Raw genomic sequence first — 24,654 nt, forward strand, 5'->3', positions numbered from 1 at the left:
ATGTCACAAGCTTTCAAGATTGAAGTAAAAAAAACAGAAAAAAGTCGTCTGAGCGAGACGGATTTGAATCATTTGCCTTTCGGTAAAGTATTTACCGATCACATGCTCGTTGCTGATTATAAGAATGGTAATTGGGAAAAAATTGAGATTTTACCTTATGGTCCGATTGCTTTAGATCCATCAGCAACGGTCTTTCATTATGGACAAGAGATTTTCGAAGGGATTAAAGCTTTCCATAATCAAGATGGCAATGATTACATTTTCCGACCAGATATGAACTGGAAGCGTTTCAATACTTCTGCGGAAAGATTGTGTATGCCAACTGTACCTCAAGAAATATTTATTGATGGTTTGCGTCAATTGATTGATGTAGATCGTGCGTGGATCCCAACAGCGGCGGAACATTCCTTATATATTCGTCCATTTATGATCGCTACGCAAGCATTTTTGGGTGTGCATCCAGCGCAAGAATATAAATTTATCATCATTTTAAGTCCTTCAGGACCATATTTCGCAAAACCTGCAGCCATAAAAATTGAAAAACATTTTACACGTGCGGCAAAAGGTGGTGTAGGTTTTTCTAAAAATGGGGGAAATTATGCAGCTAGTTTGAAAGCAACAGAAGTCGCTGAGGCGGAAGGTTATGATCAAGTTCTTTGGACTGCTCCAAACGAACATGAATATGTACAAGAAGTAGGGGCTATGAATGTAATGTTCGTTATTGATGGCAAAGTTGTAACTCCTGAATTGGACGGAACAATCTTGGCGGGTGTTACTAGAGATAGCGTTATTACTGTTTTAAAAGAATTGGGATATACCGTTGAGGAAAGAAAAGTAAGTGTACAAGAATTGATTGACGCATACAAAAATGGACATTTGACAGAAGCTTTCGGGACAGGTACTGCGGCCGTAATTTCACCTATAGGAAAATTGGGATTGGCAGAGGATGCAATTGTAAATTTTGATGTTGAAAAATTCAAAATTGCCAATGAAATCAAAGCAAAAATGAATGAAATCCGCTTAGGATTGGTTCCTGATAGCCATAATTGGTTAGTGAAAATATAGTGTTACAAATTATTTCAAAATAAAAAAGAGGCGTTGAATGGATTATTTCAACGCCTTTTTTATGCATTAAAAATAATTTTTACTAAAATCAACATTCATTTCTAGTATTTTACCATTTTTGTCGATTAGAATAGCATGTGGAATGGAATTAATATAATAATCATCAACAATTTTAGATTTCCATTCCTTTATATCTGAAACATTTATCCAGGTAAGTCCAAATTTTTTAATCCCTTTCAACCACGCAATTCTATTATTATCAAGGGAAATGCTAACAATTTTAAGCCCTTTATTTTTATTTTTTTCTGCAAAGTTTTTTAATTCGGGTATTTGGGATATACAAGGTATACACCATGATGCCCAAAAGTCAAGAAGCACGTAATGACCTTTGAATTCTGATAGTTTTACAATCTTGCCGCTTGTGTCTGGTATGGCGAAATCTGGAGCGAAGGCTCCATTTATGAGTTTTGTTATCTTATAAAATTTTTCTTTTAATTTTAGTCCTTCTGGTAACCTCTTTAAATTTGGAGATAAGGACTCATACATTAAATAAAGACCAGTCGAATCGTGTTTCCAATCGCCCATAAAATAGGAAACGGCGTATAGACTAAAATACTCGTTTGGGTGGTTGAGAATATATTGTTTTTGTTTTCTGATTTCTTCTCCTGCTAAAGAATCTTTAACATGATACATATATGCAAAATTAGAATCTGGAAAAGCTTTTTTTAAACTGTCAATTTTGTATGAAAGGTAAGATTTAGTTTCAGTGAATGGTATTATATTTTCCCACTTTTTCCATTGTTCATTGATATGAGCATTTTTTATTTTTACGGCATTTGGATTTTCCCATTCATACCATACCGAATCTGTTATTTTGATATTTATTTTACCGGGATTTAGCATTAACTGTATACTTGTAGGCGGAATTTTACTATGCCCGTCTCGTATATACAATGTTGTGAGTAGTCCTGGAGTATGTAACTTTTCAGTAAAGGAGAATTTGCCATTATGAATTCGTGTGGAGTCTATAATACGCTTGTTTAAACTTGAATAATCGATTCCAAATAAGTAAATAAATTTGTTGTCATATCTTTTTATAATACGTCCTTTGATATAACAAATCTGCTTAGCATTAATGTTATTCGTTATACATGTAAGAAAAATTAATATCGTTATTATTTTAATTCGAATCAGATATTGTCTCATGGCTTTATTAAAAAATGAAATACTAGAATCTGCATTTCAAGTTAATTAAAAAAGATCATGAGTTAACAAATTTATTTCAACGCCTTTTTTACATATCCTTTTCTCGCTCGGGAAATATACGTTTAACTGTTTTATTTAAAATAATATTTGTAATTCTCACTTTGATCGATTTTATACGGATGTGGCTTTACTTGATTGCGTTTTTTTATATTCGAATTCAGCATATGTAAAAAAGAATTCGGGAAGGTACCGATAGTGTTCGTATATTTGATGCTCATTTATTCAAGTAAAATAAAAAATATTTTGTTGATTGCGAAAAAACTAGTTACCTTTGCAGTCCTAAAAAAAATAATAGTATTTTAGAATGCCTACAATACAACAATTAGTAAGAAAAGGCCGTGAAATTATCAAGGCTAAAAGTAAATCCAGAGCTTTGGACGCATGTCCTCAGCGTCGTGGCGTATGTACTCGTGTGTACACAACTACTCCTAAAAAGCCAAACTCTGCGTTACGTAAAGTAGCGAAAGTTCGTTTGACTAACAAAGTAGAAGTTATCGCATATATTCCAGGTGAAGGTCACAACTTACAAGAGCACTCTATCGTATTGATACGTGGTGGTCGTGTAAAAGATTTGCCAGGTGTACGTTATCATATCGTTCGTGGTAGCTTGGATACTGCGGGTGTAAAAGGTCGTAAACAAAGTCGTTCTAAATACGGTGCTAAAATGGAAAAAGCTAAAAGCTAGTTCTTAAGCACTAATTAATATATTTCAAAAGTTTTTAATTTAATATATAATGAGAAAAGCACAAGCGAAGAAGCTTCCTTTAGCTCCTGATTCTCGTTTTAATGATAAATTGGTTACACGTTTTGTAAACAATATCATGTGGGAAGGTAAAAAAAGCATTGCATTTACTATATTTTATGATGCTATCGACAAAGTGAGCAAAATCACTGGTGAAGATGGTTATGAAGTATGGAAAAAAGCATTATCTAATGTAACTCCTGCGGTTGAAGTACGTAGCCGTCGTATCGGTGGTGCTACTTTCCAAATCCCAACAGAAGTTCGTTTGGATAGAAAAATTTCTTTAAGTATCAAATGGATTGTACGTTATAGCCGTGAAAGAAACGGACGTACAATGGCAGATAAATTAGCGAATGAATTAGTAGCTGCAAGCAAAGGTGAAGGTGCTGCTTTCAAAAAGAAAGAAGATACGCATCGTATGGCTGAAGCTAATAAAGCATTCTCTCACTTTAGAGTTTAATTTCTTAGAAATAATACTATATTTTAAGCGGCTTTTCCAAGCCGCTTTTTTGCATTTGATCTAATTGATGTAATTTTAATGAGCTAATAACTTATGAAATTACCGATAACCAAACAACTACCTTTATTATTACCATTAATCTGTTTGATTATTGGTATATATGTTTCTTCAATTATTACGATTCCGATATTTTGGGTGTTGATTTTGCTAGTTTTGGGTTTGGCAATAGCGGCGATAAGTAATATTGCTATTTCTGTACTTAAATTTCCACTATTCAAAAATCTACTTTTTCTTATCGGGATATTATTGTGTTTTATAGCTCTTGGTTTTATTTCTAGGGAAAAATATCAACTATCAAAGTATCTAAATACAAATATTCCGCTTAAAAATTGCGAAATAATCTTACAGGAAAATGCCATCAAAACGACCAAATACTACCGTGCAAAAGCTTACTTAAGCTCCAAAGAAACTCCGATTTTAATTTACCTCAATAAAGATTTACGTAAAGGAGATACAATCATAACTTCTCAATTAAAAATAAGAACGATTGCAAATTTTAATTCGGAATATGATATTAAGACGTTTTATAACCGACAAGGCTATTTCTACAATGTATTTATAGATGTTAATCATTGTAATATTTATCCGAAAAAATTGAATTTATTTGAGAGACTTATTTCTTTTATGCGGAATAATATTCTCGCCACATATTCTGAAACTTTAAATGATAGTTTGGATGTAGGATTGTCTATGGCATTGATTTTAGGGGAAACTTCCTTATTGGAGCCGAAAATCTATCAAGCGTATATCAATACAGGGACAGTACATGTAATTGCCGTGAGTGGAATGCATTTGACTTTATTATTTGGATTTTTGGAAATAATATTAGGACGGATTCCAATTGTAAAGTATAAGAAAGGTATTCGTTTTTCTATTGTCTTGCTTTTCATTTGGCTATTTACTTTTTTGGTGGGAATGGGGCCTTCGATTTTAAGAGCGGCTGTTATGTTAACATTTTCCTTAATTGGCAATTTGCTTGGTCGACGCAATGGAGCCTTAAATGGTTTGCTATTCTCCGCATTTATTTTGTTGCTTATTGATCCTAATTGGTTGTGGAACATTGGATTTCTTTTGTCTTACAGTTCGCTCGTCGGTATTTTATTATGGTCGCCGATTTTGGAAAAATGGTTGAAAGTTGAAAATCCCATTTTACAATTTTTCATGAAAATGATTGCGATAACCCTCGCTGCACAATTAGGAACCATCCCGATTGTATTGTACTGTTTTCATCAATTTCCCATTTGGTTTTTATTTTTCAATATTTGGATGGTGCCTTTATCATCCGTCGGGATATTTCTACTTTTAAGCATATTACTATTTTCCAAAATTCCAATTATTTCCGATGCTATTATATTTTTCTCCAAATATGTGCTCCAATGGATGAATTGGTTGGCTATTTATTCCAATGATTTGCCAATTTCAGTTTGGAAATTAAAGATCAATTGGGAACAAGCAATTGTTTTGTATGGAATAATCGGTTTGAGTTATTGTATGGTCATTTTTAGAAAAAAGATATATTTCTGGTATTTGACATTGCTGATTTTTGTATTTATTTTAAATGAATGCTTATTCTTTTCAAAATAGAAAAATATGTGCATCAAATTGTGGAAAATACTGACCATGAATCCCAATATAAGGGGTTAACTTTGCATCCTCAATTAACTGAAAAACATGTATAAAATGAGATGTTTTTCAATACAAATAATTTCAGAATGCAAAAGAAAATCAAATCAGCATTAATTTCCGTTTTTTACAAAGATGGTTTGGAACCGATTGTAAAAGAGTTGGATCGTCTAGGTGTAACGATTTATTCTACTGGCGGTACACAGAAATTTATTGAAAATCTAGGTATAAAATGTATTCCTGTTGAGGACTTGACAACTTACCCATCCATCCTTGGTGGCCGTGTTAAGATCCTTCATCCTGCCGTTTTTGGGGGTATCTTGGGACGTCGTGATTTGGAAGAGGATCGTGCAGAAATGGCGAAATACAATATTCCTGAGATCGATTTGGTGATCATTGATTTGTATCCTTTCGAAGAAACTTTGAAAAGTACAGATGATGAAGCTGCAATTATTGAAAAAATTGATATTGGTGGTCCTTCTGCCATTCGTGCTGCTGCGAAAAATTTCAAAGATGAAGTCGTATTAGCTTCTCGAGATGAATATACTTGGTTATTGAAAGTGTTGCAAGAGCAAGATGGGGAAACTTCTTTGGAAGAAAGAAAAGCGTTCGCTGCAAAATCATTTGAAGTAGTAATGAACTATGATATAGCCATTAATAACTTTTTCAACGGAACGATTCTTCAACCATTAACCAATAAAAAAGTATTGCGTTATGGGGAAAATCCAGATCAAAAAGCCGCATTCTATGGTGATTTGGATGAGGATTTTGAAAAATTAAACGGAAAAGAACTTTCTTATAATAATTTAGTAGATGTTGATTCTGCAATGGCATTGATCAAAGATTTCAAAGACGAAAAAGATGTCGTTTTTGGAATTATAAAACATACCAATGTCTGTGGTGTTGCGGTTCGTCCAACAGTGAAAGAAGCCTATGACGCAGCAGATGCGGGAGATCCAGAAAGTGCTTTTGGTGGTATCTTGATTTGCTCTGGTACAATTGATAAAGTTACTGCGGAGAAAATACAAGAAGTTTTCTTTGAAGTATTGATCGCAGCGGATTTCGATGCGGATGCATTGGACGTATTGAAAGCAAAGAAAAACCGTATCTTATTAAAATTAAAACCAAACAATAAAGAGAATAACGTACAATTCAAATCTGTTTTGAATGGCGTTTTGGTTCAAGATACGGATCAAGGTAATTATACAGAATGGAAAGAAGTGGGTGGACGCGAAACAACTGCGGAAGAAAAAGCAGCGCTTTCATTTGCCAATATTATCTGTAAACATTTGAAATCCAATGCAATTGCGCTTGTAAAAGATCGTCAATTGATCGGAAAAGGTTGTGGACAGACAAGCCGTGTAGATGCGTTGCGTCAGGCAATTGCCAAAGCAGAACAATTTAATTTTGATTTGAAAGATGCTGTTTTAGCTTCTGATGCATTTTTCCCATTTAATGACTGTGTGAAATTAGCGCACGAAGCGGGCATTACTTCTTTCATTCAACCCGGAGGTTCTATCAGAGATAAAGATAGTATTGAATATTGCGTAGAAAATAATTTACCCATGGTATTAACTGGAAAACGTCATTTCCGCCACGGATAAGTCTTATTTATTCCTAGTGAGCAATGCTCATTAGGAATTTTTATTTATACTATAATCAATGGTTAATGGCTCATTTCTATTTAGATGCAGAAACATCATTAAATCCCATTTTTTCAGACTTTTTTTTTGATTTCCCAAAACAAAATCCAGTTCTTGAATTATACAACCAAACAATTCAGAAAAGCAATCTAAGAGAAAATCTACAAGATAATTTTGGCTTGATTAAAAAATTAGGGACTGTTGATACTATACTTGCTAATAAAATTCTTTTATATGATATTCAAAAGAATTTTAAAAACCATATAAAAGACTATCAGAAAACAATTGGAAAATCTCCTATACTCAATACGTTATCAATCCGTTCTAATAAAAGTACGAAAGCACCTTCTTATATTAATGTAGCAAAGAACGAAGTCAATTCAACCGAAATTCAATACAACTTAGAAAATATTTTGGATGATATTGAAGGTTCGGTTAGTCAAGATTTATTTAAAGAAATTATTTTTTCCGAAACTCAAAGAGTAAAAAAGGTAATCTCTGATATTTATTTCAACAATCAGGATTTATATAATCTAAATCCTAGAGACTTTGAAATAATGATTGCAGAGCTATTATCTTCTCAAGGTTTTGATGTTGAACTTACACAGCAAACAAGAGATGGAGGTAAAGACATAATTGCAATCAAGCCGCAGGGACCTCTATTAAGACCAATAAAGTATCTAGTAGAGTGTAAGAAGTACGCCGAAACAAATAAAGTTGATGTTCAAATTATGAGATCATTTAGTTATGTTGTCCAGCAAAGTGCTAATAAGGGAATATTAGTAACAACTTCATATTTTACAAAAGATGTCCAAAAACAACATGATCCACAACTTTTAGATTTGATAGACAAAAATGCACTTCTTCAATGGATTCATATTTATATATTGCAACTGAAAGGTATTCTTGCTATTTAATATCCAACTGAGAATAATAACAAAAAAGCCTTCGAAATTTCGGAGGCTTTTTTGTTAACTTTTTATTATCAATGCAACAATCCCATTTGTAGGTGTAAAGAGGGATTTTTGCGAACAAATTTTTTCAAGGTCTTTATGCACACAAGAAAGGAATCAAATCGTTTATCCAACCCGGCGGTTCCATCCGTGACAAAGATATTATTGACTACGCAGTAGAAAACAAGCTAGCTATGGGCATCACCGATAAAAGACATTTCAGACACGGATAATATCTTATTTGAATACGTGAAAACTCCCAACAATTCAATTGTTGGGAGTTTTTATTTTTTCATAAATCCAAAACCTAAAGCGGTTCCAGATCCTAATACTGCACCTGCAATGACGTCGGAAGGATTGTGTACACCCAAGTACATCCTAGAGTATCCCACAGTGCCTGCCCATAAATAGGAGGGGACGATCACATACCATTTCGGATATGCGCGTGACAATGCGGTCGCTGTGCTGAATGATAAGGAGGTATGTCCAGATGGGAATGAGTAACTTTTGGGCATATAAACTGGAGACAAACTTACATGTACATTGAAGGGGCGTTTTCGTTTGAATATTTTTTTTAATGCAAAATTGAAAACTGCAGTACTTGCCGAGCTTGTGGCAACATAAAGTGCATTCTGTCGCATGGCTTTGTCATCATGCACCGTTCCTGCAATGAGTAAACCCAAGGGAATTGCAGCATTTACATAATTGTTCGCATCAGAAATTGTCTTTAGAATATGCGTTTTTTCATCTGTTCTGGTCGTTTCCAAATATTGTAATGTTTGATAATCCCAATGATCTACTTTTTGCAAAATCTGCGCATTCCCTTTTGGAATAAGGAATGTTAGGTAAAAAAAAAGGAAGACTAGTTTTTGCATGAGATTAAAAGTAGGGAATCATATTTAACAATATTTATTCAAACTTATAAATATTTTTATTTAATCAAAATACTTTTATGAAATACCTGTCCTTAATTTTAGCACAACTACTAGCATTTATCGTACATGCCCAAAACAAACAAGAAATAAGAAATGTGGAGGCTTTCACTAAATTGTATGGTTATATTAGATATTTCCATCCTTCAGATGAAGCTGCATCTTTGAACTGGGATAAATTTGCCATTTATGGAATTTCCAAGGTAAAAAATGTTACTTCAGATGTGGAATTGAAGAAGACCTTATATGAACTATTTAAACCGATAGCTCCCTCAATTCGCATTGCTAAATCTCCTAAGTTTGATATACAAACTATAACGCCTAAAGACAAAAATATAAACAAAAATATTTTTTGGTTTCATCAAGGAGTTGGGATAAATAATACAGGAGAGACCTATTTTAGTCAACGTTTTAATCGGAAATATACGACTGAAAAGGAAAGTAAAGGTGCACAATTCTTTCCTATAAGTTATGATTTAGATTCTAAAGGGTTAAATGGAAAATTTATCAAACTTGTTGGTAAAATGAAAGCGGATGTAGAGGACGGAAGTAGCGGTCATTTTTGGCTAAGAGTGGATAAAAAAAATGGTATGGGATTCTTTAATAATATGAATAATAATCCAATAGTTAGTAATAAATGGCAGAATTATAGTATCGAAGGAAAGGTGGATAATGACGCACTGAATATCTATTTTGGCGCTTTTTTGGCAGGAAAAGGTAAGATTTGGATAGACTCAATTAAAATTTTTAAGAGATCAAATAATAATGAGAATTGGAGCTTGTTGCCAGTTGAAAATGCTGATTTGAAACTGAAAAATGCGGAAGGTTTGCCTGATAAGTGGTTTTATAATAAAAAAGATAATTATTCCTACTCTTATTATAAAGATTCGATTGGACCTGTTATTCAGATCGCAAGGGTCAAACCTATTGATAATTCAAAAATTATAGATAGTATTGACTATAAAAATATTCCGAAGCCGTTATCGTTATATAATGCCGAGTTGGTAAAGGGGGTGAACGTAATTTTTCCTATATCGGTATATGGTGATGCAAGCCATACTTACCCAAAAGGAGATTCCAATGCTTATAATAATTTATACAATGCATTAATTCACGTAAACGTGAATAATAAAACAGGAGATAATCTTAATGTACGCTTCGCCGATATTGTTATTACTTGGAATATCTTTAAGCATTTTTTCCCTTATTGGCAAGATGCTTCGTCAGATCCGATATCAATTTTGCATACAGCTGTAGTGCATGCTTATAATGTTAAGAATAGTTTAGATTTTGAAAAAACTTTAATGCAATTGACAGCTTCATTAAATGATGGACATATCTGGGTAAGTTATAAAGGAGATACCTTAAACAGATGGCAGTTGCCAATTTCTTTAACTATTGTTGACGATCATATAGTTGTCGATAAAATCTTTGATTCGACATTTTCGGATTTACAATCGGGAGATGTAATTGAAAAAATTAATGGTATAGTAGCAATACAGTATTTAGATCGAATTATGGCAGAAATATCAGGGTCTAAACAATGGAAACAATATCGAGCACTTAATATTTTTACAAATGGAGCAAAACAAAATCCGATTGTGCTTAAAATTGATAGAATGGAGAATCCGATTACAATGAATCGTAATATGGATAGCTACACTTATTATACTAGAACAAAAAAAGCGTTTAAACCGAGTGGAGAAATTAAGCCAGGTATATTTTATCTGAATTTAAATACCATATCCAAGGATACGATAGACCAATGGATGCCTAAATTAAGTACAGCAAAGGGTATTATTTGCGATTTAAGAGGATATCCAAACGGAAATCATAATTTAATCAATCATTTATTGACTCAGAAAGAAGATACAAAATGGATGTTTATACCTAAAACGACTTATCCAGATCAGAAAAATATAGAGTATTTAGAGTTAGGTTGGAATATGGATACTACAAATCCGCATATAAATGCTAAAGTGATATTTTTAATAGATGGTAGATCTATCAGTTATGCAGAAAGTTACATGGGATTCATCAAAGACTTTAAACTTGCAACTATAATTGGTCAGCCCACGGCAGGTACCAATGGCGATATTAACCCTTTTAATCTTCCTGGTGGTTATACAATTTCTTGGACAGGAATGATGGTGAAAAATCATGACGGATCCAAACATCATTTGTTAGGCATACTACCTGATATTTATGTAAATAGGTCCATAGATGGCATTAAACAAGGTAAAGATGAATATTTAGATAAAGCCTTAGATTTATTAAATTAGATTAAGTAAGAAACGATCTAGCTAATACATAAACTAGATCGTTTTTTATATTAATAATTCAAAGAAATACCTGCACCAACACCGATATTACTATCATAGTGCGCAGAAATACCCCAATATTTTCCCATAATGTAACGAACACCTGCAGACCATTCTTTGTCCGTATCCCACATTGCTTCACCTCTTATTTTTTCGGTGATGGCTATGTCATTTTTAGAAAATTGGACGCGTAATTTACCTTCGGTATCAATTCTAGTATCGGCAGTAATTAACATGGGTAATGTGTATTGAAATCCCATACAAAAAACACGACGATCATTTTTGGTATTCGATTGACCGAAAATATTTGTTTCCTTGAAATTGCCTGTACGATGTCTAAAATCCCAACCAACATAAGGTAAAAACCATTGCATTTTCCCAATATATCTACCGAAATGGGTTTCGGATGAATAACCTGCTTCACTATTATATCCAACTGCCCAATCTGTCCAAAGACGATAACGCGTGTTAAATAATTCTGCTGTTCCATTGGTATTGTTGGACTGAAATTCGGCATCTACATGTGGATAGATTTTTTGATCATCTTTTCCGGCAATTTTGTACGCCTTATCTGGATCCGGAACTTGCGGATTATAAGGCGAATTTTCATATCGGAAAATACGTCCCATGCCACTCATCATATGATACAAAATGTGACAATGGAAAAACCAATCGCCATATTCGGATCCATGAAATTCCAAAGTATCGGTTTCCATTGGCATAATGTCCAATGTGTTTTTCAAAGGAGAATATTCCCCCGAACCGTTCAATACTCTAAAAAAATGACCATGCAAATGCATCGGATGACGCATCATTGATTGATTTTTTAAAATAATACGGATATTTTCACCTCTTTTGATCAAAATCGCATCCGATTCAGAAACTGTTTTATTGTTGATTGTCCAAACATAGCGATTCATATTACCCCATAGTTCGAATGTCAATGTTTTCCATTTTCCTTCAGGTAAAGTTGTCGGTGTCGGAGACTCTAGCATGGCGTAGTTTAGTACGACGGGTTCATTTTTAGAATCGGACATTTTCATTCCACTCATTCCTTGCATATGATCCATGTGCGACATATCCATTTTTCTCATAGAAGAAGACATCGACGTGTCTTTGGTCATGGTAGAGGATTTTGTTTTTTTCAACTCGGGATACATGACTTTATTCATATCCATTTTTTGCAAACTCATATCCATGCCCATATCATTCATGGTACCATTCATGTTCATCATCTTATTCATCATCTTCATCCCAGCGAAATAATCTAGTCTGCCAAGATTCGGAGCTTCCATTTTCATTCCTTTGCCAAACCATGTGGATGTGTGACCAATCCGATCTTCCGAAGTAGCTCTTAATTCATATTGCATATTTTCGGGAATGGTCAATTCGATATCGTAGGTTTCTGCCGTTCCGATAATCATTTTGTCCACGGGAACAGGTTTGACTGGCATCCCGTCGTTGGCCACTACAGACATTTTTCCGCCTGCCCAAGTCAGCCAAAAATAAGTAGAGGAGGAACCATTCACCACATGAATATGTACTTTGTCCCCTTTGTGATATTGGGATAAATATTGATTGATTTTTCCATTGGAGGTAAATGCGTCGTAGGCAACATCGCTCACGTCCATCGCCTCCATTCTTTTCCACTCATTTCCAATTTTAGTTCCCAAATGTCCAGAAACTATTGCTTCTCCATAGCTTTGAACTGCATGTTTTTTGATGGCATACCAGTCATTTCCTTGATGTAAAAAACGATTCACTTGCTCAGGTTTATCATTGGTCCAATCACTCAAAACTAAAGTATAGTCATGCGAACGATCGTCGTCTTTTTTTCGAACGATAAATGCGCCATACAATCCGCTTTGTTGTTGTAACATATCATGACTATGATACCAATATGTACCTGTATGCGTTATGGGAAATTTGTATAAATGTGTCCCGTGTGCTTTGACTGGCGCGGTGGTTAAGTAAGGAACGCCATCTTCTTCATTGGGTAAAATTAATCCATGCCAATGAATAGAAGTTTCCATATCTGTCAGATTGTGAACATAAATCCATGCAGTATCTCCTAGTGTAAAATTGAGTGCTGGACCAGGAATTGCGCCATTAATTGCCATGCCCATAACAGGCTTGTGCTTATTGTAACTTACCATGGTATCTGTGACATATAAGTGATACGTTACATTAGTACCATGTTGCATTCTTTCTGGTAATCTTGCGGAGTCTGTATAGTTCGCCATGTGATGATGCTGTGCATGGCTATAATTAATTATAGTAAATAGAGCTAAAATTGTAGCTAAAATCTTGTACATATTTGTATTCTTTCATTTTTGGAAATATATTTTCTAGTAAAATGAATAGGATCAAATACGCCACTGATTTATTGGGATAAATAATTTATTTGGATAAATATGATCTGGTGGTTTCCACGCGAGTCTTAATTTTTGTTCTTTGGCATATTGTACTATTGTATAATCATAACTATGAAAAATAGCAGGAACTATCGTTACTATTTGAGTGAGTTGTGATTTTTCATAATTAGAATGAAAATAGGAGTGATCGGTATGAATCTGATAAATTTCATCTTTACAACAACTACAATTCTGGTCAAATTGGATGGCACTGCTTTTGAGGTCAGAATGTTGTCCATTCAGTGCAAAATTCCAATGACTAAATTTATGCATGCAAAAGTGCAACCGGAATCCCGCTCCGGTTGCAGTAAGGCAATACAATACCAATAGAAATATGGAAACGATTTTCCTCAATGAATTGCTATTAATTTTCTGAAATTAAATCACCTTTATATCCTGACTTTTGTAGCAAAACTTGAATTTCCTCTGGTTTTAAACTATCCGTTTCTACGGTCAATACTTTAGGATTACTATTTAGATCTACTTCCCAATTTTGGATAGATTTTTCATTATCAAAATTTGGTTTGATTGTATTGACGCAACCTGAACATTTCAAGGTTGTATTGAATTTTAATGTTGACATAATTCTAAATTTTAAATTAAATTATAAAAGTTTTCTTGATTTTAACAATAAACTATTGCAAACTACACTTACACTACTAAATGCCATCGCAGCTCCTGCAATCATCGGATTGAGTAAATAATGATTGATGGGATACAATGCTCCTGCTGCAATTGGGATGCCAATTACATTGTAAATAAATGCCCAAAATAAATTCGTACGAATTGTTTTTTCTGTTTGTTTGGATAGTTGGATTGCCTGATGGATTTTTTTCAAACCCGAACTCAAAATAGTCATTTGAGCAACATCCATAGCAATATCACTACCATTACCCATTGCGATACTTACGTCAGCTTGTGCCAAAGCATTACTGTCGTTGATGCCATCGCCAACCATGGCAACCACTTTCCCTTGTTTTTGAATACTTTTTATGTAATCTAATTTGTTACTTGGTAGTGCATTCGCAACTACATTTTTTATCCCCAATTGTTTAGCAACGGCTTCGGCTGTTTGACTATTGTCGCCTGTTAATAAATGTATTTGAATATGAAAATTATTTTGCAAAATTTCAATGGCTTCTTTACTACTTGGTTTGATTGCATCTGCAATCGCCATTCCTGCCAAAACCTTATTTTTACCAAGGAGAAATACGACAGTTCTCGCTAATTCAAATTGTGCTACACTCCATTTTTCTATATTTTCCGGCAATTGAATTTCTAATGAATCTAATAGTGTTTTATTGCCAATATAATATTTCGCTGATTCAAATATTCCCTCGATGCCTTTGCCTTCTATATTGGAAATTTGTACTTTTAATAATTGCGCATTTTTACCCAAACTATTCGTTATCGCTTTAGCTAATGGATGTTGAGAATTTGCTTCAATAGAATAAAAAATGTTTTTTTCTGTTTCTGATAAATTTTCCAATGCGATACTATCCACTACAGACGGATTACCTTGAGTAATCGTTCCTGTTTTATCCAAAACGATATCTGTAATTTTTTCTGCTTTCTCTAGTATAACTGCGTCTTTTATTAGAATTCCATTTTCCGCACCTTTCCCAATTCCTACCATAATGGCTGTTGGTGTCGCTAATCCCAATGCACAAGGGCACGCAATAACCAAAACTGTTACAAAAGCAGAAAATGCCATGGAAATATTATTGCTAGGGGCAAAGAAATACCAAAGGATAAAACTAATAACTGCTATAATCAACACTATAGGAACAAATATGCTCGCAATTTTATCTACTAGTTTCTGTACGGGAGCTTTGCTTCCTTGTGCATCTTGTACAGACTGTATAATCTGCGCAAGAACAGTGTCGGATCCAATTTTTTCTGCTTTGTACTGTAATGTCCCATTTTGATTAATGGTGCCTGCAAGAACTTTACTGGCCTTGTCTTTCTTTACTGCAATAGGTTCGCCAGAAAGCATGCTCTCATCAATGTATGATGATCCTTCAACAACAATACCATCAACTGCAATTTTTTCTCCTGGTTTGACTAAGAGAATATTACCCAAACTAATATTTTGAATAGGACTTTCGATCGGTTGTCCATTTTGGATAATAGTGACAGTTTTAGGTTGTAAACCCATTAATTTTTTTATCGCACTACTCGTATTATTTTTTGCTTTTTCTTCTAATATTCGACCTAGTAACACAAATGTGATGACCACTGCCGATGCTTCGAAATATACATGCGGCTCCAAGTGATTTCTCAACCAAATATTGGGAAAAAATAAACTTATTACACTATAAATATATGCAACTTCAGTACTCAACGCAACTAGTGTATCCATGTTAGCGGACTTATGTTGTAGTTGTTTCCACGCGTTAATATAAAACTGTTTTCCAAAATAGAAAACTACCGGCGTTGCTAATAACCACATGATTACCCTTGCCCATTGCTGATGCATGAGTGATGGTATCATAGCTAATAGGAATAGAGGAAAGGAACAAATTAAGGCGCCAATTGCTTTTCTTTTTAACGCAAGGGCATTGTTTTCCTTTATTTTTTCTAAATCTTCTTTTGCTTTTTCAGAATCATCTATCATCAAGTCGTAACCAATGGATTGGACGGCTGATTTTAATTTATTAGAATTAGTGAGTGAGTTGTTATACTCTACATTGGCGGTAGCATTTGCAAAATTAACTGTTGCATTTACAACGCCTGGTTGGGATTGTAAGATAGTTTCCACACTATTAGCACAGGCAGCACAAGACATTTCCAATACAGGAAATGTCTTTTTTGTCTTTTCGTCTATTCTATCTTCTACCATTGCCATGATACCTAATTTTCCTACAAAGTTAGATTGTGGAAATGGAAATTATGTTATACAATTATGGCAAATTGTTATAAGATTATGGTTATTCAACATATTTCACCTTATCTGAAAATCTTTCTTTTGGAAGAGGATTTTCATTTGGGTAACCTAAGGCAATAGTCAAACATGGTTCGAAATTATCTGAAAAATTCAATGGTTTGATGATATCTTGATTGTCTGGATTGGTAAAAATCGTTACTAATGAACCTAATGGACAAGTGCCCAATCCCAATGCATGTGCACTTAATAGGATATTTTCTGTAATTAGACCAGCGTCAAGCAAACTATAAGGATTGGTTTTATCATGTGCCAAAACTAGCAAAACTGGCGCTTTATAGAAGGAGTGAAAACCAGAACCTGGAACATTTGCCAACGCTGCATGACCAGATAATTTTTTGGTTTTTGCATACGTAAGGAAATGGTCATTTACCTTATCTAAAAGTTGTTTGTTTTTAATAATTCTTAATTCCCATGATTGATTATTATTAGCGCTTGGTGCATAAATGGCACACTTCATAATGGAGTCAATCAGCTTGTTGGGAACTGGTTGGTCCGTATATTCTCGGATGGAACGTCTCGTTAGAATATTGTTGATAATTGCTTCTTTGGCGGTGCCATTGTACACTTCGCGTGATTTTTTCTCAGCGCAAGAAGAAAGAATGATTGTGATAAATGCAAAAAGAAATATTGACTTATTCATATTAAATAGTTTGATCGATTTCACGTTGTGATTTATTGGTAAATTGAAGAATGATGTACACTATAAAAAGGTAAACTGCCCATTGTGTGAGTTTGAAATAAAATAAACTCATCACGGCGAGTGTGGTTATTAATATTTGAATTGTTAAGTTACTAATATTATTAAACCTTGATTGATAGTCCAATTTTTTTGACCAAGGTCTGGGGGTAAAAATATCGTTTATTTTTCTAGAAAAAATATTCAGTAAGATGATCGAAAAAGACATGTATTCGTGACTTATTTTGTCTTTTAACAAGATAAAGGCAACTATGCCAATCAGACAACCATAATAAGCTTTACCACTATTAGTAACTGGGCTAGATGGCATATCGGTAGCCATATATATTGCTCCAAGAACAATGCCTCCAAATGCAATGTTTTCAGATATGGGAAAGATTAGATTTAATGCGGTAAAACATAAAGCCAAACATAGTGGAATATGCCAAGAAATACGTTTTCGGATAATTAAATAGAGTCCACCAAGCACTAAGAATAACACAGAATATTCTCCAATTGCGCCATAAGGCTTGTATATTATTGATTGTAGTGTTTTGTTGATAGGAATATTTTCGAAAAAATGTTGTGTGTCTACATTTACATAGTTTTTTCCAGACCAAAGACTTGAACTATTCATATCATCTGGAAAAAAAGCGCTCATAAATTCTCTCCCTAGTAGTGCCGGATTGATTAAATTTTTACCCAAACCACCCCATAATATTTTACCAAAAAGAATCGCACAAAAGCTTCCAAAAACTACCACACCCCAATTGGTAAAAGGAGACAACGTAAAAGAAAGTAAAATTCCCGTTATAATGGATGAACCATCAAAAATAGTTGTCGTTTTATTCAAAAGTAAACAACTTCCTATCAAATCCGTTAAGAGAGAAGTGACAATACAGAGTAATATTATAGTTAGTGACCACCAACCATGCGCCAAATATGCGAATATAATCATCGGTAATAATGCAATGATGACGTCCATCATAACTATATTTGCCGTTGATTTATGACGAATAAATGGTGCTGTATTTAAATAAGTCGCATTAAGCATTGGCTTGTTTGAGTTTGTTTTTTCCAGATAATATTCCTTCAATCAATGGTACGTTGCTTGGACACACATAGGCGCAAGCACCGCATTCTATACAATCTGTAATTCTGTCTTCTTTAAATTTTTGCAAATCATTTTCGTAATTATCTAAGACGAAATTTAAGGGCATTAAATTCATTGGACACACATTGACACAATCTCCACATTTAATACAATTATAGTCTGTAGCGGAATGTTTTTGTAAAAAAAGCAAACCTCCATTTCCTTTCTTTATAGCATAATTCCTTTCTGTAATGATTTTTCCCATCATCGGTCCACCTGCAATAATGTTGAAATTACTTAAATCCGCATCAGGAAATAATTGATGTTGTATCTCGTTGAGAGACATTCCTATTGGGATTTTATAGTTACCAGTATTAGGAATGCTATCGCCTGCTATCGTTACAATCCTTTCTGTAAATGGAATATTTTGAAATAAAACATTGTGAATGGCTTGGATTGTCGCAATATTATTGACCATAATTCCTTTTTCAATTGGAAGCGTACCTCTTGCTAGCTCAATACCTATAACGGATTGAATCAATTGTAATTCGCCTCCTTGTGGGTAACTTTCGGGTAGCCATTTGATAATAATTGGAACTGAACTATTTGAGTTGACTATAATTTCATTAAGTTGTTTGTGTAAATTTTTATGTGTTTTTTCAATGCCAATTACAATTTCTTTAAATTGAAATAGCTGCGCAATGAAGTCTACAGTCTTTATAATTTCCGAAAATTGATCTTGTAGTAAAATATAATCTGCTGTCAAATAAGGTTCGCATTCAGCAGCGTTGATAATAAAAGTTTTTACAGATTTATCTCCGATATCGTATTTGATATGCGATGGGAACATAGCACCTCCTGCACCTACAATTCCATAGTCTTGCAATAATTGAACAAAATTATCTTTTGTAATTGTAGTTAAATTTATTTCTGAGAACGTGTATTCCTGATCTGAAAAGTTATTTTTGATTCTAACAAAATCTCCTTCAATAGCATCTATAGTTCCCGAAATCGAAGCATGGATGATCGATGCAAATTTTTGTGTAGTGGCTACAAGTGGCTGATACTTTAAAACGGTATCGCCTATTTCGACGATAGTAGATACATTTTTTCCAAAATTAATTTCTACAAATTCAGGTGCTGTCAAAGACCTTAATGGCACTGATTTGATTTTATTTTTTGGAGAAAATATCGATATCATAGACTATAATTTATAGGTTGAAAATTTACTGGAAGCATATTCTTTGTTCGTAGAATCAATTAATAAAGAAGAGGCTTGATATTTTTCTTCCAAATTTTCCATAGTATCCTTTATGTTGTCCGTCATACAAAGTAATCCAGTCGAAAGCATATCACCCGAACAAGCATTTTCGGTAATTACTGCAACTTGTTTGTTGGTAGAAGGTTGTCCTGTTTTTGGATGAATAATATGTCCAAATTGGGTTGCATTTATTTCTACAAAAGATAGATTTTGCGCTGAAATATTGATACTTGTATTGGATAATTTGATAGTTGCGAGATTTTCTTTTTGATTGGAAATGTCTGGAATATTTACTTTCCAATAAGGATGTGTATCATCATTTATCGCATAGATCGTACTGCCACCAGCATTGATTAACGCATCTGTTATTTTGTATTTGTTTTTGATTTGATCAACTATACAATCCACGGCAAATGACTTTAGAAAAGAACCGGTTGTTAATTCCATCCCTTTGGCAATCTTGACCTTATCATGATTAATTTCAATATTTTTATAGTTAACCTTATCCAAAATTTCTAAAATTTCGTATTCTTTAGGAATGTATTTTTTCTCCTCATCAAAAAAATGCCATAACCGCAAAAGCGGCGTGATTGAAATATCGTATTGACCGTTAAAATAATCCGACATTTCTATAGTTCTATTTAATAGCGCTATAGTTGTTTGGTCTACATTTACCCAATCTCCAGCTTGTTGATTGACCTTCCAAAAATAGGATTGAGGTTGAAAAGAATTGTATAGTTTGTCGATTCGCTTTATTTCCTCAAATAATTCATCCAAAATATTTTCAGGATAGAATAGCGGAATTTTTATTTTGAAATGACAATGAAATAAAAATTCTGTTCTTGTCCAATAGAGTGGTCTAGCTGCTTGCTGTTGCGGTCTCTGCATGGTCAGATTCTATATGTGAACTCGTGGTTGCTTTTGTCGGATCGTAACGCATAATTTGAAAATACGGCTCCTCGGAAGATAGGGAGTCGTTTTCTGGATGGTATTGCAAATGCATTACATCAAAAGAAATATTTTGTGGTTGTGCGTCCTTATTTTCTTCGTTTGCATCAGCTGGATGTAGAAGATCTTGTAAAAATTTTCTATTTCCCAATAAGAGTAAGCTGATTCCCAATATATAAAGACATACCTTTTTTAAGATATTCATAATTGATAATCAATAAGTTATTTGATTTCTTATCTAGTATAAAGGTAGAAATAAAAATTGTTGTTGTAACATTTAAAATTTGTTAAACTTTTTTCGTCAAAAAATTAAATGCTTAATATGTTGGTAATAAACGAGATAGAATAAATATTTTTTTTATCTTACGACAATAACAATAATGCAATTCACATATGAAAAATAAGGTTTTTGGATGGAGTTTTATTGTCGCCCTTGGCGGCTTTTTGTTTGGTTTCGATACTGCCGTGATTTCCGGTGCTGAGCAAGCGATTCAACAATTTTGGCATTTATCACCAGAGAAACATGGATTTACCATTTCTGTCGCCTTGATAGGTACGGTTGTCGGTGCGGCATTGGGAAGTATTCCTTCGGAAAAATATGGAAGACGCAAGACGCTTTCTGCTATTGCATTCTTGTTTTTGATCACTTCTATTGGTACTGCGATGTCGACTAATTGGTATTTATTTATATTATGTCGCTTCTTGGGAGGCATCGCTGTGGGTGGTTCATCTGTTACGGCGCCTATTTATATATCCGAAATTGCGCCTGCGAAATCTCGTGGTAAAATGGTCGGAATGTTTCAGTTTATGGTGATTTTGGGTATTTTAATCTCTTATTTTTCCAATTATATTTTGGGAAGAATGGGGGAAAATTCTTGGCGTTTCATGTTGGGAATTCAAGCTGTGCCATCTTTGATCTATTTGATTTTATTGAGATTCGTTCCTCGCAGTCCACGTTGGTTAATTAATCGATTGGACGAAGTGGATGAGGCGCGTACCGTATTGCAGATTATCAATCCAGAAGATTATAATAATGATGTAGAGAAAATTATTTCTGATCGAGATAGAACAAAACAGTCTGGTGTCAATGAAAAATTATTCCAAAAAAAATATGCAAAACCCATCTTATTGGCATTTGCAATGGCGATGTTTAACCAATTTTCTGGAGTAAATGCCATCTTGTATTTTGCACCAAGAATATTTGAGATTGCTCATTTTGGACGAGATAATGCGTTGCTCTCCAGCGTCGGTGTGGGAATTGTCAATTTCATGTTTACCTTAATTGCGATTTTGATTATCGACCGTATCGGAAGACGGACTTTGATGATTATCGGTTCGGTTGGCTTGATTGTTTCTTTGGGTTTGGTAACCTATTCTTTTTATAGCCAAAGTCCAGCGTTTTTATCACAGATTCATATTTTCTTGTTCATGTATGTAGCATTTTTTGCTTTGTCTTTAGGTTCCGTTATTTGGGTATTTATTTCTGAAATATTTCCCAATTCTGTACGTGCGCAGGGGCAAACTTTGGGTAGTTTGACACATTGGGGTTTGGATACGATTATCACATTTTTATTTCCAGTAATAGCCAATATGGCGGGAGGTGCAACTTATGCCTTTGGATTTTTCTTTGTGATGATGTTTTTCTTATTGGGTTGGGCTATATTCAAAATGCCAGAAACAAAAGGACGTTCATTGGAAGATAATATTTAAAGTCACTTTTCAATTCAAGGAAAAAGTGACCAAAAGAGAAAAGTACGATAATTATCGCCCTTTTCTCTTTTCAATAAAAGTATACATTGCTTGATAACTTTCCTCTTTCAATTGACGAAAATCTTTCCCTTTAGCAATAATTACGGGTAAAAAATGAATTTCCAATTTATGTGGCATGAGAAAAAATGGTTTGCTCGCGGGCAACACTTTACGTGCATTAAGTAATACACTTGGTAAAATATTTTTTCCCGTTTTTTCAGCTAATTTGAACGCACCATCGTAAAATTTACCCAAAGGTTTGTCCGATTTATTTCTCGTTCCTTCTGGATAAATGACCATATCAATATGCCAATCCATCAAAACTTTGACCATGCCCTCAAAACTTTCGGACTTACTTTTTATACTTTTCCGATCTACTAAAATGCTTCCCCACGCATAAATCCATCCAAAAAAGGGAACTTTTGCAAAACTATTTTTGGCAATTGTCTTATTAGGATTGGGTAAAAAAGGTGTAGTTACGGGAATATCAATCAGGCTATTGTGATTGCAAATAACGATGTAATTTTCTCCTTTTTTAAATACGTCTTTATTGTAAATTTTTAAAGGACAGCCGATCAAATTCAGATAAATCGTCATCCAAACTTTCGAAACAGACTTGTGCCAAAATGCTTTTTTCGGTTCAGGTAAAATAGCACATGGTAGGAAAAATAGGAGTGCAATGAACATCGTTGCTACAAAAAGCAACAATCCCCATAATGCCCAAATTCTTCCAAATATTTCTTTTAAAATCTTCATAAATAATATGTTATGCAGGATTCCAATCAATCGCTTCTTTGCCTTGTAATGCCAGTAATTGATTGGTTTTACTGAAATGTTTGCATCCGAAAAAACCATTATACGCACTTAATGGAGATGGGTGTGCTGATTTCAAAATATGATGTTTGGATGCGTCGATCATAGCGGCTTTGGATTGTGCAAATTTTCCCCATAAAAGAAATACAACGCCAGATTTTTCATCAGAAATCTTTTTAATAACAGCATCTGTAAAATTACCCCAGCCGATTTGTGCATGACTATTGGCTTCGCCAGCGCGTACGGTCAATGTTGCATTGAGCATGAAAACACCTTGTTGCGCCCAGCTTGTTAGATCGCCTGTTTTGGGGATATTCATGCCGATATCTGTATTTAATTCTTTGTACATATTGACCAAAGACGGTGGCGTAGGAATTCCTTTCGCTACAGAAAAACACAATCCCATCGCCTGATCTGGTCCATGATAGGGATCTTGTCCGATGATAACCACTTTTACTTGGTCAAATGGTGTCTGATTAAATGCATTGAAAATCAGATTCCCTTTCGGATAAATGATCTTATGTTGTTCCTTTTCTGTTTTGAGAAATTGAACAATATTTTTGAAATAAGGTTTCTCAAATTCCACTTTCAATACATTTTTCCAACTGGATTCCATTTGTACATTCATGGCTCAAAAATAGGCAGTTATCCAAATTTTACTACAGAATAGTGCAATTAAAAATTTGAGATTTGAGAATATCTATTAACTTCGCCTTTTAATGAAACTGTCCACGCGTAATCTTTTAGGCATTAAGGATTTAACGAAAGAAGACATTGAGTTAATCCTCGACACGGCTTCTCAATTTAAAGAAGTATTACAACGACCCGTAAAAAAAGTTCCCTCTTTACGTGATGTAACCATCGTCAATTTATTTTTCGAAAACTCAACTAGGACACGTATGTCTTTTGAGTTGGCGGAAAAAAGATTGTCAGCGGATACATTGAACTTTACAGCAAGTGCCTCTTCTGTTAAAAAAGGAGAAACCTTATTAGATACAGTAAATAACATCTTAAGCATGAAGGTAGATATGGTGGTGATGCGCCATTCTGCAAGTGGTGCGCCGCATTTTTTGGCGAAGCATATTCCTGCAGCTATTGTTAATGCTGGAGATGGTATCAATGAACATCCGACACAAGCTTTGTTGGAAGCATTTTCTATCCAACAGAAATTTGGAAGAGATTTGAAAGGCTTGAAAGTGGCTATTTTGGGAGATATTTCGCATAGTCGTGTAGCGATGAGTGATATGTATCTTTTGAATAAAATGGGCGCAGAAGTGATGCTTGCCGGTCCGCCTACATTGATTCCAAAATATATAGAACAAGCATTTCCTGTAAAAGTAGAATACGATATCAAAAAAGCATTACAATGGTGCGATGTTGCTAATGTATTGCGTATTCAATTGGAAAGATTGGATCAGCCATTATTCTCTTCCTTGAGAGAGTATAGTTTGCAATTTGGGGTAAATAGTAAATTGTTGGATAGTTTGAATAAAGATATTACGATCATGCATCCAGGTCCGATCAATCGAGGCGTGGAATTGGATAGTGATGTGGCAGATGGTCCGCATTCAATCATTTTACCTGAAGTAGAAAACGGTGTAGCAGTAAGAATGTCTGTTTTATATTTATTAGCAGATCGTACCAATGCATCGAACAATTAGCGTTTTCTTTTGTAATTCCTACTTACG

General features: G+C 34.2%; 22 protein-coding genes. 9 read left to right on the forward strand and 13 right to left on the reverse strand.

The features are described from left to right. Positions 1–1,065, forward strand: coding sequence for a branched-chain amino acid aminotransferase (locus E0W69_RS19850; protein ID WP_131331785.1), 1,065 nt, complete (start codon positions 1–3; stop codon positions 1,063–1,065). 66 nt (positions 1,066–1,131) lie between these two features. On the opposite strand, the gene E0W69_RS19855 is transcribed toward E0W69_RS19850, so the two are convergent. Next, positions 1,132–2,271, reverse strand: a complete 1,140-nt coding sequence (locus E0W69_RS19855; protein WP_131331786.1) for a TlpA disulfide reductase family protein — start codon at positions 2,269–2,271, stop codon at positions 1,132–1,134. Between the two features lie 364 nt (positions 2,272–2,635). Between E0W69_RS19855 and rpsL the strand changes: the two genes are divergently transcribed. The 5 genes from rpsL (at position 2,636) to E0W69_RS19880 (ending at position 7,776) form a co-directional block, all read left to right on the forward strand. Next, positions 2,636–3,016: a 30S ribosomal protein S12 gene (rpsL, locus tag E0W69_RS19860; RefSeq protein ID WP_131331787.1), complete on the forward strand. Its 381-nt coding sequence runs from the start codon at positions 2,636–2,638 to the stop codon at positions 3,014–3,016. 49 nt (positions 3,017–3,065) lie between these two features. Beyond that, positions 3,066–3,533 (forward strand): 30S ribosomal protein S7, encoded by a 468-nt coding sequence (gene rpsG / locus E0W69_RS19865; protein ID WP_131331788.1) that lies wholly within the window; start codon positions 3,066–3,068, stop codon positions 3,531–3,533. Between the two features lie 93 nt (positions 3,534–3,626). Beyond that, positions 3,627–5,177: a ComEC/Rec2 family competence protein gene (locus E0W69_RS19870; RefSeq protein ID WP_131331789.1), complete on the forward strand. Its 1,551-nt coding sequence runs from the start codon at positions 3,627–3,629 to the stop codon at positions 5,175–5,177. Between the two features lie 128 nt (positions 5,178–5,305). Beyond that, positions 5,306–6,820: a bifunctional phosphoribosylaminoimidazolecarboxamide formyltransferase/IMP cyclohydrolase gene (gene purH, locus E0W69_RS19875; RefSeq protein ID WP_131331790.1), complete on the forward strand. Its 1,515-nt coding sequence runs from the start codon at positions 5,306–5,308 to the stop codon at positions 6,818–6,820. A 65-nt stretch (positions 6,821–6,885) separates the two neighbouring features. Continuing rightward, complete coding sequence (locus E0W69_RS19880; protein WP_191967913.1) at positions 6,886–7,776, forward strand: restriction endonuclease; 891 nt, start codon at positions 6,886–6,888, stop codon at positions 7,774–7,776. Positions 7,777–8,096: 320 nt separating this feature from the next. On the opposite strand, the gene E0W69_RS19885 is transcribed toward E0W69_RS19880, so the two are convergent. Further along, on the reverse strand, positions 8,097–8,687 hold the full coding sequence (locus E0W69_RS19885) for a phosphatase PAP2 family protein (protein WP_131331792.1): 591 nt from the start codon (positions 8,685–8,687) through the stop codon (positions 8,097–8,099). Between the two features lie 77 nt (positions 8,688–8,764). On the opposite strand from E0W69_RS19885, the gene E0W69_RS19890 reads away from it, so the two are divergent. Next, a complete protein-coding gene (locus tag E0W69_RS19890) occupies positions 8,765–11,026 on the forward strand; it encodes a S41 family peptidase (protein ID WP_131331793.1) in 2,262 nt (753 codons plus the stop codon). A 50-nt stretch (positions 11,027–11,076) separates the two neighbouring features. Here E0W69_RS19890 and E0W69_RS19895 read toward each other — a convergent pair whose 3' ends face one another. From E0W69_RS19895 to E0W69_RS19935, 9 genes are all read right to left on the reverse strand, one after another. Continuing rightward, entirely contained in the window at positions 11,077–13,380 is a 2,304-nt protein-coding gene (locus E0W69_RS19895; protein WP_225321339.1) for a multicopper oxidase family protein, read from the reverse strand. 51 nt (positions 13,381–13,431) lie between these two features. Further along, positions 13,432–13,833: an HYC_CC_PP family protein gene (locus E0W69_RS19900; RefSeq protein WP_150136682.1), complete on the reverse strand. Its 402-nt coding sequence runs from the start codon at positions 13,831–13,833 to the stop codon at positions 13,432–13,434. 10 nt (positions 13,834–13,843) lie between these two features. Continuing rightward, the gene (locus tag E0W69_RS19905; RefSeq protein WP_131331795.1) at positions 13,844–14,062 is read right to left on the reverse strand and encodes a heavy-metal-associated domain-containing protein; all 219 of its coding nucleotides are present in this window, start codon (positions 14,060–14,062) and stop codon (positions 13,844–13,846) included. Between the two features lie 21 nt (positions 14,063–14,083). Continuing rightward, positions 14,084–16,327, reverse strand: a complete 2,244-nt coding sequence (locus E0W69_RS19910; RefSeq protein WP_131331796.1) for a heavy metal translocating P-type ATPase — start codon at positions 16,325–16,327, stop codon at positions 14,084–14,086. Between the two features lie 82 nt (positions 16,328–16,409). After that, the gene (locus E0W69_RS19915) at positions 16,410–17,066 is read right to left on the reverse strand and encodes a nitroreductase family protein (RefSeq protein WP_131331797.1); all 657 of its coding nucleotides are present in this window, start codon (positions 17,064–17,066) and stop codon (positions 16,410–16,412) included. Position 17,067: 1 nt separating this feature from the next. Further along, positions 17,068–18,156 carry an RnfABCDGE type electron transport complex subunit D gene (locus E0W69_RS19920; RefSeq protein ID WP_131331798.1) on the reverse strand — a complete coding sequence of 363 codons (1,089 nt, stop codon included), beginning with the start codon at positions 18,154–18,156 and terminating at the stop codon, positions 17,068–17,070. After that, positions 18,149–19,396, reverse strand: coding sequence for an RnfABCDGE type electron transport complex subunit C (locus E0W69_RS19925; protein WP_131331799.1), 1,248 nt, complete (start codon positions 19,394–19,396; stop codon positions 18,149–18,151). Before E0W69_RS19925 ends, E0W69_RS19920 begins: the two co-directional genes overlap by 8 nt. Positions 19,397–19,399: 3 nt before the next feature. Further along, complete coding sequence (locus tag E0W69_RS19930) at positions 19,400–20,344, reverse strand: FAD:protein FMN transferase (RefSeq protein WP_131331800.1); 945 nt, start codon at positions 20,342–20,344, stop codon at positions 19,400–19,402. Beyond that, entirely contained in the window at positions 20,316–20,609 is a 294-nt protein-coding gene (locus E0W69_RS19935) for a hypothetical protein (RefSeq protein WP_131331801.1), read from the reverse strand. The genes E0W69_RS19930 and E0W69_RS19935 overlap by 29 nt, the downstream gene beginning before the upstream one ends. Positions 20,610–20,797: 188 nt before the next feature. Between E0W69_RS19935 and E0W69_RS19940 the strand changes: the two genes are divergently transcribed. Then, on the forward strand, positions 20,798–22,114 hold the full coding sequence (locus E0W69_RS19940) for a sugar porter family MFS transporter (protein WP_131331802.1): 1,317 nt from the start codon (positions 20,798–20,800) through the stop codon (positions 22,112–22,114). A 51-nt stretch (positions 22,115–22,165) separates the two neighbouring features. Here E0W69_RS19940 and E0W69_RS19945 read toward each other — a convergent pair whose 3' ends face one another. Together E0W69_RS19945 and ung are read right to left on the reverse strand one after the other, a co-directional pair. Continuing rightward, entirely contained in the window at positions 22,166–22,909 is a 744-nt protein-coding gene (locus E0W69_RS19945; RefSeq protein ID WP_131331803.1) for a lysophospholipid acyltransferase family protein, read from the reverse strand. A 10-nt stretch (positions 22,910–22,919) separates the two neighbouring features. After that, complete coding sequence (gene ung, locus E0W69_RS19950) at positions 22,920–23,594, reverse strand: uracil-DNA glycosylase (RefSeq protein ID WP_131331804.1); 675 nt, start codon at positions 23,592–23,594, stop codon at positions 22,920–22,922. A gap of 91 nt (positions 23,595–23,685) precedes the next feature. Here ung and E0W69_RS19955 point away from each other — a divergent pair, with 91 nt between their 5' ends. Beyond that, positions 23,686–24,627 (forward strand): aspartate carbamoyltransferase catalytic subunit, encoded by a 942-nt coding sequence (locus E0W69_RS19955; protein WP_131331805.1) that lies wholly within the window; start codon positions 23,686–23,688, stop codon positions 24,625–24,627. Positions 24,628–24,654: the final 27 nt, after the last annotated feature.

Source organism: Rhizosphaericola mali, assembly GCF_004337365.2.
In the GTDB taxonomy this organism is placed as follows: Bacteria; Bacteroidota; Bacteroidia; order Chitinophagales; family Chitinophagaceae; genus Rhizosphaericola; species Rhizosphaericola mali.

Bases quoted from the DNA above. Each gene is read 5' to 3' on its own strand.
- E0W69_RS19915 (WP_131331797.1), bottom strand. From the start codon at position 17,066: ATGAATAAGTCAATATTTCTTTTTGCATTTATCACAATCATTCTTTCT.
- E0W69_RS19930 (WP_131331800.1), bottom strand. From the start codon at position 20,344: ATGCAGAGACCGCAACAGCAAGCAGCTAGACCACTCTATTGGACAAGA.
- E0W69_RS19935 (WP_131331801.1), bottom strand. From the start codon at position 20,609: ATGAATATCTTAAAAAAGGTATGTCTTTATATATTGGGAATCAGCTTA.
- ung (WP_131331804.1), bottom strand. From the start codon at position 23,594: ATGAATGTACAAATGGAATCCAGTTGGAAAAATGTATTGAAAGTGGAA.
- E0W69_RS19895 (WP_225321339.1), bottom strand. From the start codon at position 13,380: ATGTACAAGATTTTAGCTACAATTTTAGCTCTATTTACTATAATTAAT.
- E0W69_RS19855 (WP_131331786.1), bottom strand. From the start codon at position 2,271: ATGAGACAATATCTGATTCGAATTAAAATAATAACGATATTAATTTTT.
- E0W69_RS19880 (WP_191967913.1), top strand. From the start codon at position 6,886: ATGGCTCATTTCTATTTAGATGCAGAAACATCATTAAATCCCATTTTT.
- E0W69_RS19910 (WP_131331796.1), bottom strand. From the start codon at position 16,327: ATGGCAATGGTAGAAGATAGAATAGACGAAAAGACAAAAAAGACATTT.
- E0W69_RS19870 (WP_131331789.1), top strand. From the start codon at position 3,627: ATGAAATTACCGATAACCAAACAACTACCTTTATTATTACCATTAATC.
- E0W69_RS19890 (WP_131331793.1), top strand. From the start codon at position 8,765: ATGAAATACCTGTCCTTAATTTTAGCACAACTACTAGCATTTATCGTA.
- E0W69_RS19885 (WP_131331792.1), bottom strand. From the start codon at position 8,687: ATGCAAAAACTAGTCTTCCTTTTTTTTTACCTAACATTCCTTATTCCA.
- E0W69_RS19955 (WP_131331805.1), top strand. From the start codon at position 23,686: ATGAAACTGTCCACGCGTAATCTTTTAGGCATTAAGGATTTAACGAAA.
- E0W69_RS19925 (WP_131331799.1), bottom strand. From the start codon at position 19,396: ATGATATCGATATTTTCTCCAAAAAATAAAATCAAATCAGTGCCATTA.
- E0W69_RS19940 (WP_131331802.1), top strand. From the start codon at position 20,798: ATGAAAAATAAGGTTTTTGGATGGAGTTTTATTGTCGCCCTTGGCGGC.
- rpsL (WP_131331787.1), top strand. From the start codon at position 2,636: ATGCCTACAATACAACAATTAGTAAGAAAAGGCCGTGAAATTATCAAG.
- E0W69_RS19945 (WP_131331803.1), bottom strand. From the start codon at position 22,909: ATGAAGATTTTAAAAGAAATATTTGGAAGAATTTGGGCATTATGGGGA.
- E0W69_RS19850 (WP_131331785.1), top strand. From the start codon at position 1: ATGTCACAAGCTTTCAAGATTGAAGTAAAAAAAACAGAAAAAAGTCGT.
- E0W69_RS19920 (WP_131331798.1), bottom strand. From the start codon at position 18,156: ATGCTTAATGCGACTTATTTAAATACAGCACCATTTATTCGTCATAAA.
- purH (WP_131331790.1), top strand. From the start codon at position 5,306: ATGCAAAAGAAAATCAAATCAGCATTAATTTCCGTTTTTTACAAAGAT.
- rpsG (WP_131331788.1), top strand. From the start codon at position 3,066: ATGAGAAAAGCACAAGCGAAGAAGCTTCCTTTAGCTCCTGATTCTCGT.
- E0W69_RS19905 (WP_131331795.1), bottom strand. From the start codon at position 14,062: ATGTCAACATTAAAATTCAATACAACCTTGAAATGTTCAGGTTGCGTC.